Origin of the sequence: Solwaraspora sp. WMMD791 (assembly GCF_029581195.1) — a bacterium.
GTDB lineage: Bacteria > Actinomycetota > Actinomycetes > Mycobacteriales > Micromonosporaceae > Micromonospora_E.
This window is the reverse complement of sequence record NZ_CP120737.1, coordinates 3135517-3148388: the sequence shown is the minus strand read 5'-3', so window position 1 is coordinate 3148388 and position 12872 is coordinate 3135517. Positions and strand designations below refer to the sequence as shown.

13 protein-coding genes are annotated in these 12872 nt (G+C 71.6%); 7 read left to right on the top strand and 6 right to left on the bottom strand.

The window, feature by feature from the left end:
• Positions 1 to 150: 150 nt before the first annotated feature.
• Both O7623_RS13765 and mce read right to left on the bottom strand, forming a co-directional pair.
• The gene (locus O7623_RS13765) at positions 151 to 1398 is read right to left on the bottom strand and encodes a DivIVA domain-containing protein (protein ID WP_282229015.1); all 1248 of its coding nucleotides are present in this window, start codon (positions 1396 to 1398) and stop codon (positions 151 to 153) included.
• Between the two features lie 357 nt (positions 1399 to 1755).
• The gene (gene mce, locus O7623_RS13760) at positions 1756 to 2235 is read right to left on the bottom strand and encodes a methylmalonyl-CoA epimerase (RefSeq protein WP_282229014.1); all 480 of its coding nucleotides are present in this window, start codon (positions 2233 to 2235) and stop codon (positions 1756 to 1758) included.
• 100 nt (positions 2236 to 2335) lie between these two features.
• Between mce and O7623_RS13755 the strand changes: the two genes are divergently transcribed.
• The 3 genes from O7623_RS13755 to O7623_RS13745 are packed head-to-tail and all read left to right on the top strand — an operon-like array spanning position 2336 to position 5305.
• Positions 2336 to 3523: an acetyl-CoA C-acetyltransferase gene (locus tag O7623_RS13755; protein ID WP_282229013.1), complete on the top strand. Its 1188-nt coding sequence runs from the start codon at positions 2336 to 2338 to the stop codon at positions 3521 to 3523.
• Positions 3520 to 4509, top strand: a complete 990-nt coding sequence (gene meaB, locus O7623_RS13750) for a methylmalonyl Co-A mutase-associated GTPase MeaB (RefSeq protein WP_282229012.1) — start codon at positions 3520 to 3522, stop codon at positions 4507 to 4509. The genes O7623_RS13755 and meaB overlap by 4 nt, the downstream gene beginning before the upstream one ends.
• A 28-nt stretch (positions 4510 to 4537) precedes the next feature.
• Entirely contained in the window at positions 4538 to 5305 is a 768-nt protein-coding gene (locus O7623_RS13745; protein WP_282229011.1) for an ATP-binding cassette domain-containing protein, read from the top strand.
• On the opposite strand, the gene O7623_RS13740 is transcribed toward O7623_RS13745, so the two are convergent.
• Both O7623_RS13740 and O7623_RS13735 read right to left on the bottom strand, forming a co-directional pair.
• Positions 5284 to 6303, bottom strand: coding sequence for a 1-aminocyclopropane-1-carboxylate deaminase (locus O7623_RS13740; protein WP_282229010.1), 1020 nt, complete (start codon positions 6301 to 6303; stop codon positions 5284 to 5286). The genes O7623_RS13745 and O7623_RS13740 overlap by 22 nt on opposite strands.
• Positions 6304 to 6333: 30 nt before the next feature.
• Complete coding sequence (locus O7623_RS13735; RefSeq protein WP_282229009.1) at positions 6334 to 6987, bottom strand: GntR family transcriptional regulator; 654 nt, start codon at positions 6985 to 6987, stop codon at positions 6334 to 6336.
• Positions 6988 to 7205: 218 nt separating this feature from the next.
• Between O7623_RS13735 and O7623_RS13730 the strand changes: the two genes are divergently transcribed.
• From O7623_RS13730 to O7623_RS13720, 3 genes are all read left to right on the top strand, one after another.
• Positions 7206 to 7415, top strand: a complete 210-nt coding sequence (locus tag O7623_RS13730; protein WP_282229008.1) for a hypothetical protein — start codon at positions 7206 to 7208, stop codon at positions 7413 to 7415.
• A gap of 245 nt (positions 7416 to 7660) precedes the next feature.
• A complete protein-coding gene (locus O7623_RS13725) occupies positions 7661 to 7978 on the top strand; it encodes a hypothetical protein (protein WP_282229007.1) in 318 nt (105 codons plus the stop codon).
• Positions 7979 to 8329: 351 nt separating this feature from the next.
• Complete coding sequence (locus tag O7623_RS13720; RefSeq protein WP_282229006.1) at positions 8330 to 8482, top strand: hypothetical protein; 153 nt, start codon at positions 8330 to 8332, stop codon at positions 8480 to 8482.
• Between the two features lie 12 nt (positions 8483 to 8494).
• Here O7623_RS13720 and O7623_RS13715 read toward each other — a convergent pair whose 3' ends face one another.
• Positions 8495 to 9424: an LLM class F420-dependent oxidoreductase gene (locus tag O7623_RS13715; RefSeq protein ID WP_282229005.1), complete on the bottom strand. Its 930-nt coding sequence runs from the start codon at positions 9422 to 9424 to the stop codon at positions 8495 to 8497.
• Between the two features lie 20 nt (positions 9425 to 9444).
• Positions 9445 to 10989, bottom strand: a complete 1545-nt coding sequence (locus O7623_RS13710) for an arylsulfotransferase family protein (protein ID WP_282229004.1) — start codon at positions 10987 to 10989, stop codon at positions 9445 to 9447.
• 54 nt (positions 10990 to 11043) lie between these two features.
• Between O7623_RS13710 and O7623_RS13705 the strand changes: the two genes are divergently transcribed.
• Entirely contained in the window at positions 11044 to 12870 is a 1827-nt protein-coding gene (locus tag O7623_RS13705; protein ID WP_282229003.1) for a proline--tRNA ligase, read from the top strand.
• Positions 12871 to 12872: the final 2 nt, after the last annotated feature.

Genomic DNA, 12872 nt, shown 5'->3' with positions numbered 1-12872 from the left:
AGCGCGGGCCGCGACGTCGACGGGGCGCGCCGGCTGGGCGTATCGGGTCGCAGGTGCGGCGCAACGGTCGGACGGGCCGCGCCGGTGTCCCGGCGCGGCCCGTCCGACCATCGTGTCGCGTGGTGCGGTGTGCCTGGTGCGGTGCGGTGCTCAGCCTGCCGACTTGGCGTCGACCCGGTCGGTGCTCTCGCTGGCGTCGCCCTTCTTGGCGTCGCCACCGCCCGGCACGCCGGGAACGATGCCAGCCAGGCCGGAGAGCATCTGCCCGAGCTGCGAGGTGACCGCGTCCTTCTGCCGGGTCAGGTCCTCCACCTCGCGGCGGGCCGCCTGAGTGGTCAGCTCGGCCTCGGTACGGGCCTCGGTCAGCTGGCGGTTCGCCTCGGCCCGTGCCTCGCTGAGGGTCTTGTCCGCCAGCGCCTTGGCCTTGTCCACGGTCTCCTGAGCGGACCGTTCGGACTCGATGCGGCGGGCCTCGGCCCGCTGCTCGATCTCCTTGGCCCGGTCCTCGGCGGCCCGGGCCCGGCCCTCGGCCTCGGCGACCAGCCGCTGGGTCTGCGCCACCTGGGCGGCGTGCCGCTCGGACTCCTCCCGCTCGGCCTTCTCTCGCCGCTCGGCCAGCTGCAGCTCCAGGGCCTGCAGGTCCTTGTCCCGCTTGTCCCGGGCATCGGTCAGCAGCTTGGTGGCCTCGGCGCGCTTCTCCTCGGCCTCCCGTGCGGCCTTCGCCCGCAGCTGGGTGATCTCGCGCTCGGCGGTGGCCCGCAGCGTGGCGACCTCGCGCTCCACGGTCGACTTCAGCTCGGCCACCTCGTGGGCGGTGACCGCCCGCAGCTGCTTGGTCTCCCGCTCCGCGTCGGCCCGTAGCGTGTCCGCCTCCCGGCGGGCCTGCACCCGGACCTCGGCCGCCTCCCGCTCGGCTGCGGTCCGTACGCTGCCCGCTTCGCGCTCGGCGCCGGCCTTCATGGCCGCCGCCTCCGCCCGCGCCTTGTCGGTGATCTCCCGCGCCTCCAGCCGCGCGGCGGACAGGATGCCCTCCGACTCCCGCTTCGCCTCACCACGGTGATCGTTGGCCTGCTCCTCGGCGAGTCGCAGGATCTGCTCGACCCGGGTGCCCAGTCCGGAGAGGGTGGGTCGGTTGTTCTCCTCGAGCTGCTTGTTGGTGTCGGTGAGCTTCTGCTCGAGGGAGCTGAGGCGCTGCTCGGCCTGGCGGAGCCGGCGCTGCGCGTCGTTCATCCGCTGCTCGGCCTCAGCTCGAGCCTGCTCCGACTGGGTGAGGGCGGCTACCAGCCGTTGCAGGTGGTCATCCACCTGGCTGCGGTCATAGCCACGAAGCACGACGGTGAAGTCGTGCGGAGCGCTGGCGTTATCGAAGAACGCAAGGGAGGACTGCTGCTGGGGCATTGAGACATAGTGGCAGACACACCAGGGGGCTTCGCAAGAGCGGACTGCCCGTCACCACGATAGCCGACATGGTCATCTTTCCCTGGCCGTCCGGCGATCGGTGCACAAATTGTAGGCGGTTGCATACGCAGCGGAGTTTGTTGGTGTCGAAGGCCGTCCGATGCGGTCGCCATCGGCGAGTGTTTACGCAGCTCACGGCGGCTGTCGACGGCTCCGGGCGGGCCGGGTGCCCGCGGTGTGCCGTCGGCGGTGGCACCGCCGGCCAGAATTGACGCGGCCGCGCCGACGGTTTTCTTTCGGTATTCACCCGGACGTGATTCGACACCGCAGGCCGGCGGTCCGTCGCCCCGACCACGACTACGGAATCGGCGGCCCGGCCGGCTGCACCAGTTCCACCAGCACCCCGCCGGCGTCCTTGGGGTGCACGAAGTTGATCCGGGATCCGGCGGTCCCCGGCCGGGGCGCATCGTAGAGCAGTCGCAGCCCGCGCTCACGCAGCGCCGCGCAGGCCGCGTCGATGTCCACCACGGTGTAGGCGACCTGCTGCACCCCGGGGCCCCAGCGGTCCAGGAACCGGGCGATCGTCGAGTCGGCCGACAACGGGGCGAGCAACTGCACCTGGCCGCCGTCGGGCACCGGTCCCACGGCGAGCATCGCCTCGCGTACCCCCTGGGCGTGGTTGACCTCGGTGTGCACGCAGCGCATGCCGAACGTACGGGTGTAGAAATCGATCGCGGTGTCCAGATCGGCCACGGCGATGCCGACATGGTCGATCCGCAGCAGGCCGATGTCTGTGACGTAGTCGGCAGCGGCCTCGGCGGGAGCATCTTCGGTCATGGCGCTAGTCTGACCGAACTATCGTTAAGTTGTCGCCGGCACTCCGGCCTTTCCCCACACCGCGCGGAGGCGAAGTTCCCATGACCTCGGTGATGTTCCCATGACCTCGGTGATCGTCAGCGGCGCACGTACCCCGATGGGCCGGTTGCTCGGCAACCTCAAGGACTTCCCGGCGACCACGCTCGGCGCGGTCGCCATCTCCGCCGCGCTCGGCCGCGGCGGCGTCGACCCCGACCAGGTGCAGTACGTGATCATGGGCCAGGTGCTGCAGGCGGGCGCCGGGCAGATGCCCGCCCGCCAGGCGGCGATCGGTGCCGGCATCCCGATGAGCGTACCGGCGCTGAGCATCAACAAGGTGTGCCTGTCCGGCCTCGACGCGATCGCCCTCGCCGACCAGTTGATCCGCGCTGGCGAGTTCGACGTCGTGGTCGCCGGTGGCATGGAATCGATGACCAACGCCCCGCATCTGCTGCGTGGCCAGCGGGCCGGCTACAAGTACGGCGACGTCGTGGTCGCCGACCACATGGCCCTGGACGGGCTCACCGACGCCTTCGACTGCTGCGCGATGGGCGAGTCGACCGAACGGCACGGTGTCCGGCACGGCATCAGCCGGGCCGAGCAGGACGCCTTCGCCGCCGCCAGCCACCAGCGCGCCGCGCTCGCCCAGAAGAACGGCGTCTTCGCCGAGGAGATCACCCCGGTCGAGGTGCCGCAGCGCAAGGGTGACCCGGTGCGGCTGGTCAACGACGAGGGCATCCGCCCGGACACCACGGTCGAGACGCTGGGACGGCTGCGTCCGGCGTTCACCCCGGACGGGACCATCACCGCCGGCAGCTCGTCGCCGATCTCCGACGGTGCCTGCGCGGTGGTGGTGATGAGCCGGGCCCGCGCCGAGGCGCTCGGGCTCGACTGGATCGCCGAGATCGGGGCGCACGGCAACGTCGCCGGCCCGGACAACTCGCTGCACTCCCAGCCCTCCAACGCGATCCGCCAGGCCCTCGACAAGGCCGGGCTGACCGTCGCCGACCTCGACCTGATCGAGATCAACGAGGCGTTCGCCGCCGTCGGCATCCAGTCGATGCGCGACCTCGGCGTCAGCGCCGACATCGTCAACGTCAACGGCGGCGCGATCGCCCTCGGCCACCCGATCGGCATGTCCGGTGCCCGGCTCGCGTTGACCCTCGCGCTGGAGCTGCGCCGCCGGGGCGGCGGCACCGGCGCGGCGGCGCTCTGCGGCGGCGGTGGGCAGGGCGACGCCCTGATCCTGCGGGTGCCCGCCGGCACGTGACCAGCATCGACCGGACGACCAGGGCCGGCTCCCACGACGTACCCGGACTCGTCCGCCGGGCCCGCGACGGCGACCCCCGGTCGGTCGCCCGGCTGATCACCCTGGTCGAGTCGGGTGCGCCGCAACTGCCGCAGGTCGCCGCCGCGCTCGCGCCGTTCACCGGCAACGCCGTGGTGGTCGGCCTGACCGGGGCGCCAGGGGTGGGCAAGTCCACCACCACCAGCGAACTGGTCCGGCAGCTGCGTACCAGCGGCCAACGGGTCGGCGTCCTCGCCGTCGACCCGTCCAGCCCGTTCACCGGCGGGGCGATCCTCGGCGACCGGGTCCGGATGCAGGAACACGCCACCGACCCGGGGGTCTACATCCGATCGATGTCCAGCCGTGGCCATCTCGGCGGGCTGGCGTCGGCCACCCCTGCGGCGGTGCGGGTTCTCGACGGCGTCGGCTGCGACGTCGTACTGATCGAGACCGTCGGCGTCGGTCAGGCGGAGGTCGAGATCGCCGGGCTGGCCGACACCACGGTGGTCCTGCTCGCCCCCGGCATGGGCGACGCCGTCCAGGCGGTCAAGGCCGGCATCCTGGAGATCGCCGACATCTTCGTGGTCAACAAGGCCGACCGCGACGGCGCGGAGGCCACCGTGCGGGACCTCAAGGGGATGTTGGCGTTGACCGCGACCGGCCCCGGCGGCTGGCGTCCGCCGGTGGTGCGCGCCGCCGCCGCCCGTGGCGAGGGTGTCGCCGAGCTGGCCGAGGCGATCGGTCGGCACCGGGACTGGCTGACCGGCCGCGGCGAGCTCACCGCGCGTCGGGCCCGGCGGGCCGCCGCCGAGGTCGAGGCGATCGCGCTGGGCCGGCTGCGGGAACGCATCGGTGCGCTGCGCGGCGGTACGCTGCTGACCGGCGTCGCCGCCGACGTGCTGGCCGGTCGGCTGGATCCGTACGCCGCCGCGGACCGTCTCCTCGACGACCTGACGCGGGGCAGCTGACGACAGCCGGAAGCGTTAGGGTCACCGGGTGCAGACCACTGTCGATCACGCGAGCGTCCGACTCGACGCGGTGACCCTCGGCTACGGCGGTGCCGAGCCGGTGCTGCGTGACGTCTCCTTGACCGTGCGACCGGGTCGGCTGCTGGCTGTGACCGGCCCGTCCGGCGCCGGCAAGACCACGCTGCTGGCCGCGCTGGCCGGAGCCCTGCGGCCAACCGCCGGGACCGTGTCGGTCGGCGGGGAGCCGCTGCGCGACCGGGACCACGCCGTCGCCCGCAAGGTGGTGCTCGTTCCGCAGGACAACGGGCTGGCCGCCGTCCTGACCGCCAGTGAGAATCTGCAGGTCGCGTTGATCGCGGTCGGGCTGAGCCCGGTCGACGCCCGCCGCGCCGGCGGAATCGCGCTGGACCGGCTCGGCCTGGCCGGCCAGGCCGAGCAACTGGTCGAGGAGCTCTCCGGCGGGCAGCAGCAGCGCACCGCCCTGGCCCGGGCGTTGGCGCTGCGCGGCGACGTCCTGCTCGCCGACGAGGTGACCAGCGAACTGGACGCGGCCAACCGTCAACTGGTTCTCGAACTGCTGCGGGCCGAGGCCGACCGGGGTGCCACCGTCGTCTTCGCCACCCACGATCCGGAGGCGGCCGCCGCCTGCGACGCCGAGCTGCACCTGCTCGACGGCCAGGCGGAGCTGGTCCGGCCCTGGCCCGACCCGGACCAGGAGCCCACCGACCCCGGTCAGGAGCCAGCGGAGACCGGTCAGGAGTCAGCGGAGACCGGTCAGGAGAACAAGGCGCTGTAACCGTTGAGCGCCGGCTGGCCGCCGAGGTGGGCGTAGAGCACGGTCGCGTCGCGGTCGATCTCGCCCCGGCCGACCAGGTCGATCAGCGCCGCCATCGACTTGCCCTCGTACACCGGGTCGGTGACCATCCCCTCGGTACGGGCAGCGAGCCGCATCGCGTCCAGGGTGGTGTCGTCGGGGATGCCGTACACCCCGGCGTGGTAGCGCTCGTCCAGCTCGACGTCGTCGGCAGCGATCGGCCGGGCGACGCCGATCAGCTCGGCGGTCTGCCGGGCGATCCGGGTCACCTGCTCACGGGTCCGCGCCGGGGCCGCCGAGGCGTCGACGCCGAGCACCCGCCGGGGCCGCCCGCCTGCCTCGGCCAGCGCGGCGAAACCGGCGACCATACCTGCCTGGGTGCTGCCGGTGACCGAGCAGACGACGATGGTGTCGAAGAAGACACCGAGCTGCTGTTCCTGCTGCGCCACCTCGTACGCCCAGTTGGCGAAGCCGAGACCACCGAGACGGTGGTCGGAGGCCCCGGCCGGGATCGGGTACGGCCGCCCACCGGCCTCGGTGATCTCCCGCAGCGCCTGCTCCCAGCTCTCGCGGAAGCCGATGTCGAACCCGGCCCGCACCAGCCGTACGTCCGCCCCGGCGAGCCGGCTGATCAGGATGTTGCCGACCTTGTCGTAGACCGCGTCCGGCCAGTCGACCCAGCTCTCCTGCACCAGCACGCACTTCAGCCCGACGTGCGCCGCGACGGCGGCGACCTGCCGGGTGTGGTTGGACTGCACCCCGCCGATCGACACCAGCGTGTCGCAGCCGGTGGCGAGCGCGTCGGCGACCAGATACTCCAGCTTGCGGGTCTTGTTGCCGCCGTAGGCGATGCCGGAGTTGCAGTCCTCGCGTTTGGCCCAGACCGCCGCCCCGCCGAGGTGGCGGGTGAGCCGGTCCAGCCGGTGCACCGGCGAGGGGCCGAACAGCAGTGGGTGGCGCGCGAACGCGGTGATGGACATGTCGGTCTCCCGGTGCGTCAGTAGGTGGGATCAGGTGAGCGTCGGGTCGGCGGCGAGGGTCACCAGTGACTGCCAGATCAGCGCGGTGATCTCGGTGGCGCGTACGGCGTCGCGGTCGGCGCACGCGTCGATCAGCTGCTCGTGCAGGGCGACCGACCGGGTGGCTCCGGCCGGGCTGAACTGGTGCCGCTCCAACCGGCGGATCAGCGGCGTGTAGCGGGCGATGGTCGCGGCGGCGGCCCGGTTGCCGGCCGCGTCGGCCAGGACCTGATGCAGGTCGTCGTCGGCGGCCAACGCCGCGTCGAGGTCGCCGGCCGCGCAGGCCGCCGCGAACCGGCGGTTGGTGGCCCGCATCGTGGCCACCTGTGCGTCGGTGAGGGCCGGTACGCCGGTGCGGGCGGCGAGTTCGTGCATCGCGCGCACCACGGCGGCGGCGTCCCGGACCTCGTGCGGCACCAGCGGGGTGACCCGGGTGTGGCTCTGCGGCTTGCGTTCGACGAGACCTTCGTCGGCAAGCCGGGCGAGAGCGTCGCGCACCGGTGCCCGGGACAGGCCGAGCTGTTCGGCGAGGTCTGAGTCGCGCACGGCGGTGCCGGGCGCGAGGTCACCGCGTACGACGGCGTCACGGATCGCCGCGTACGCGCTGTCGCGCAGCAGCGTTCGGGGTACGGGCTTCAACGGCACGCTGACATTTTACATGTCAGTCAGCGGCGGCGGCTGTCGCCCGCACCCGGTGGGGTGGCCCACGGTGCCCGCCGGATTCGAGCGCCGGGACCACGATCGACCGACATCAAATCAAGATCAATGGTTGGAGGCGTCGTGTATCTGTCGATAGAGATGAGCGACATTGCCGTGGGAAGGTGTCGAAATCGTATGGTGGCACGAGTCGTCAAGGAGGTGTGATGCCGCCGCCAGATGTCGAGCTGGATCCGGAGGCGTTACTTGGCCACGCCCTGCTGCTCCACGATCTGGCCCAGAATCTGCAGGGCAGTCAGTTTGATCTCTTCCTTCTCGACTGGGCCGCGGCTCCAGCAAGCCACCCGCAGGTCGCTGCGAAAATGCGCATGTTCTGTGAGTTCGCCAGGTTGTCAGCGGACCAGCGGCCAGCATGAAAGATGGCCTACCGGGATGCCCTCGCACACATCGAGAAGATGCTGCCGGGGTATGTCGGTGCGGTCGGTGCGGAATGCAACCGGATGACCGGAGCGCTGCGATCAGTCCTGCCCGAGCTGATGTCGATGTCGGGTCGGATCGAATGGCGATCCGACGCCGGAGCGCTCTATGAGCGACGGCTGACCGAGGCCGTGCAGATAGCCGAAGGGTTGTATGCGGCTTCGACAAGGCCGGCCATGCACTCGTGGCGTACGCCGACGCGCAGACCCGTGCCCTGGCGCGGCTGCATGCCGGTGTGGCGGCCGAGGCCGCCCTCGGTGCGCTGATAGCTGACGTGGTGGCAACACAGTCCATCGTGGTGCGTCGGTCGGATCCGTTGCGCCAGTGGAACGACCTGTGTCGGGTGACCGGCGCGATGGATCTCCTTGCCGAGGTCGGGCACCGCGACGTGATCGATCGGATTCGCCCCGACGCCGACAGGTTGTGGGACCTGGCCACTGTCGCGTACGACGACGCGGCTCGGATCGAGTCGGTGACGCCGGTACGCGGTCGATCAGCTTGACCACGCGTACCGGATGCTCCCCGACTTCCTGGCGAACTCGAAGGTGAGTGCCCAGATTGTCGACGCTGCCGTCGGGAAGGAGGTTCCACCGCCGGGAACGCGACACCGTCGTGGCCCGCCTGGCCCGTTGGCCCTGCAATTCGACAACGACTTTCCCTACGATCCGACCGTAGCGGCTAACGCCAGCGGACTACGCGAGCTGGAACAAGTGGCGCGGAATGCTCAGGGCCGCTCAACTAGGCCTGCCTGATCTCGACGATGCGACTGCAACATACGCACACTACATTTCAGGACTCGGAACTGCGCGACAGATACCAGTGGCGGCCTGCCGGTACGGACTGGGACACCGCCATGAGCGCGGATCTGCGGCCGTACGCGCCGGCCGCCGGTGACGGGCGGCACAGCGATCAGTACGAGCCGGAGGTCCGGACGAACCGGTTCGGCGGTCGAGTGTTCCTCGATCTGGCGAGTGGCACCGTCTACCTTGCCGTTCACTCGCGGTGACGCCGTTCGCTGTCACAGTTGCGGGGCGACCTCGGCGGCGACGAGTTCGAGGTGGTCGAGGTCGGCCAGGTCCAGCACCTGCAGGTAGATGCGCTGGGCGCCGATCTCGGCGTACCGGCCGATCTTCTCCACGACCTCGGCCGGCGTGCCGGCCAGACCGTTCTCGCGCAGCTCGTCCGGCTCCCGGCCGATCGCCGCCGCCCGCCGCGCGACCTCGGCGTCGTCGCGTCCACAGCACAGGATCAGTGCGTTGGACAGCCGGAGGCTGTCCGGGTTGCGGCCGCCTTCCGCGCACGCGGCGCGGACCTGCGCGAACAGGCGGGCCGACTCGGCGACACTCTCGAACGGGACGTTGAACTCGTCGGCGTAGCGGGCCGTCAGCTGCGGGGTCCGCTTGCGTCCCTTGCCGCCGATCAGCACCGGCGGTCGGGGCCGCTGGACCGGTTTGGGCAGCGCGGGCGAGTCGGTGACCTGGTAGTACCGGCCCGAGTAGTCGAACGTGTCGCCGACCGGCGTCTCCCACAGCCCGGTGATGATCGCCAGCTGCTCCTCCAGCCGGTCGAACCGTTCAGCCAGCGGCGGGAACGGGACGGCGTACGCGGTGTGTTCGGCTTCGAACCAGCCGGCGCCGAGGCCGAACTCGACCCGACCGCCGCTCATCTCGTCGACCTGGGCCACGGTGATAGCCAGCGGGCCCGGATACCGGAAGGTGGCGGCGGTCATCAGGGTGCCGAGCCGGATCCGGCTGGTCTCGCGGGCCAGCCCGGCCAGGGTGGTCCAGGCGTCGGTCGGGCCGGGCAGGCCGTCGGCGTCGCCCATCACCAGGTAGTGGTCGGAGCGGAAGAACGCGTCGTAGCCGGCGTCCTCGGCGCATCGGGCCACCGCCAGTAGCTGCTGGTAGCTGGCGCCCTGCTGGGGTTCGGTGAAGATCCGCAAGTCCACGCCGTCGAGCATATGCCCGGTCAGGTGCCCTCGGCCGGGCGCACCGGGACAATGACCGACGACGCCAGGGTCCGCCGATCGGCGGCGAGCGCGTCGACCACCACGTACGCGACCGGACCGTGCACGGTGACGGCAGTCTCGAAACCGGTCGGATCGGCCTCGCCGAGCACCGTCAACCCGCTCGGCTGGGCACCGCCGCGTACCTGCCAGCTGGCCACTTCGGTGGCGCCGTTCCAGCTGACCCGCACGGTGACCGCGTCTCCGCTGCTGGCCTCGGCGACGACGGCGGGCCGGTCGGTCGGTCGCCCGGTCCAGTTGAACCGGTACGCCCGGTAGGAGCCGTTGTCTTCGGGCAGGTAACCGGCGAACACCATGGTGCCGTCCTCGGCGTATTCGGAGAAGTGCGGCTCGGCACCCCAGCCGACGAACGAACGGTTGCCGGGCAGCTCCTGCACCCCGCCCTGGGTACGGGCGAGCAGGTTGCCCGGCGGCGGCAGCTCGCGGACCACCGACGCGGTGCGGTCGGTCTCGTCGACGGCGAGGACCAGGCCACGGGAGTGCTCCGCCTCATCGCTGATGCCCGCTCGGTTGTCGAAGATCCCGATGGTGCCGTCGGAGCGCCGTCGGGCGTCGTGCTGCCAGGAGAAGTCGGCGCCCTCGTCGAGGGCGAAGTCACTGCGTTTGCCGCCGAGACGCCACAGCACGGCCCCACTGTCGCGGTCGATCTTGTAGACGGTCCAGGTGTGCCGGGCCGAGACCAGCAGATGGCCGTCGTGGTCGACGTCGACCGAGTTCGGGTGGAAGAAGTCGTACGGCGTGCGGGCCTGGCCGTCGGCGGGCGGATCGGCGTACGACTCGGTGAGCGGCACGTGGTCGCGGGCCTGCCAGCGGCGCACGGTCCGGCCGGTGCCGACCTCCACCTCGTGGATCACCCCGTCGTACAGCGCGCCGTCGGTGATGCCGCCGACCGTGGACAGGTCGGCGGCGACCAGTTCGTAGACGAAGAACAGCGCCGTGCCGTCGTCGGTCAGGATGAAGTCGTGCTGGTCGGTCGGTAGGTCGCCGTCGGCGCGGACTCGGGTGATCTCCCGGTACGCGCTGTCGGCGATGACGAACTCGCCGCCACCGACGCCGCTGACGATCGAGCCTTCCCACCAGGTCAGCACCGGTTCGCCGGCGAGCCGCTGCACCCGCAGGTCGACGGCGACGTCGGCCGGCCCGGCAACCTGCCGGAACCAGACCGGCTCACCGGTGCCGTCGACGATCAGCGGCCCTCGGCCGCCGGCACCGGCGGCCGGGGTCAGGAAGATCAGCCCGTCGGACACCGGGCCGTCGACGGTCGTCTCGACGACCGGGATTCGCAGGTCCGGTCGGGTGGCGTAGCTGCGTAGGCGGTCGGGTCCGCCGCCGGGCACCGGTTCGACCATGGGCGCCGCCGCGCCGCGTCCGAAGCCGAAGCCGGCGGCGCCGCTGGCTCCGGCGGCGACCAATCCGCCGCCGACACCGAGCAGACGACGCCGGCTGAATCGTCGGGTCAAGGGGGTGTCGTCGGGGTCGGCAACCATGCCGCGTTACGTTGCCACCGCTACCTGGACTCACACCGCGCCTACGCTGTGCGGTTGCTGAACGCGTGGCCGGACAATCGGAAGGTGATCATGCGCTGGTCCCAGTTGCACGTTCCCACACTGCGTGAGGACCCGGCGGAGGCCGACGCGCCGAGCCACCGGTTGCTGCTGCGGGCCGGTTACCTCCGACCGCTGATGGCGGGGCACTACTCGCTGCTGCCGCTGGCGGTACGGGTGCGGGCGAAGGTCGTCGCGGTGATCCGCGACGAGATGACGGCGATCGGTGCGCAGGAGTTCGCCCTGCCGGCGCTTCATCCGGCGGAGATCTGGCGCACGTCCGGGCGGTGGGACTCGATGGGTGAGGAGATGTTCCGGTTGCGCGACCGCAAGGGCGCCGACCTCGCCCTGGGCATGACCCACGAGGAGGTCTTCACGACCCTCGCCCAGGAGCTCAACTCGTACCGGCAACTGCCGCAGCGGTGGTACCAGTTCCAGACGAAGTTCCGCGACGAGCCCCGGCCGAAGGCGGGACTGATGCGGACCCGCGAGTTCACCATGAAGGACTCGTACAGCTTCGATCTGACCGCCGACGGCCTGGACCGCTCCTTCGACCTGCACCACGCCGCGTACCAGCGGATCTTCGCCCGGTTGGGCATCCCGGCGGTCGCGGTGCAGGCGTCCAGTGGCGCGATGGGCGGGTCGGCGTCGGTGGAGTTCATGTGTCCCGCGCCGACCGGTGAGGACCGGGTGGTCGACTGTCCCGGCTGCGGCTATGCGGCCAATCTGGAGAAGGCGACGTCGCGGGTCGGTCCGTCGGCCGACGCCACCGAATCTGGCGACGCCGCCTGGGCGCGGCGGGCAGCGGACGCTGCCGGGTCCGATGCCCCGCAGCCGTTCGACACCCCGGGGGTACGGACGATCGACGACCTCGCGGTGGGCTTCGGGGCGCCGGCAGACCGGCAGATCAAGACCCTGGTGTACGTGGTGGACGGGCAGCTGACCCTGGTGCTGTTGCGCGGTGACCACCCGTTGAACGAGCAGAAGCTGACCGACGTCACCGGAGCGGCGCGGCTGCGGGCGGCACACGTCGACGAGATCCGGGCGGCGCTGGGCGCGTCGCCGGGCAGTCTGGGCGCGGTCGGGGTGACGGCCGAGGTGCCGGTGATCGCCGACGAGGCGTTGCGCGGCCGCCGGGACATGTTCACCGGTGCCAACATCGACGGGGTCCACCTGCGTGGGGTCGACGTCGACCGGGACATCCGGGTGGGACGGTGGGCGGACCTGCGGGAGGTCGCCGCCGGGCAGCCGTGCGCCGGGTGCGGTGCCCCGCTGCGGGTACGGTCGGCCATCGAGGTGGGGCACATCTTCAAGCTCGGTCGCCGTTACAGCGAGGTGTTCGACGCCTGTGTGCTCGACCCGGCGGGACACCGCAGCCCCGTGCTGATGGGCTGTTACGGCATCGGCGTCGAGCGGGCGATGGCCGCGATCGTGGAGTGCCACCACGACGACAAGGGCATCGTGTGGCCGGTGGCGGTGGCCCCGTTCGAGGTGGCGGTGGTCGTGGCCCAGGTCGACGACGGCCCGGTGGCCGACGCCGGTGAGCGGATCTACCAGCAGCTGCGGGCGGAGCGGATCGACGTGGTGGTCGACGACCGGGCGGAACGGGCCGGGGTGAAGTTCCGCGACGTCGAGCTGGTCGGGATCCCGTGGCGGGTCACCGTGGGCCGGCGCTCCCTGGCCGAGGGGGTGGTCGAGGTGACCGAGCGGGCGACCGGGGAGACGGTCCGGGTGCCGGTGGACGAGGTCGTCGGACAGGTACGGGACCGACTCCGGTCGGCCGACCGGTCGGATCCGGTGCCGGTTCCCACCCAGTGGGCTTAGCG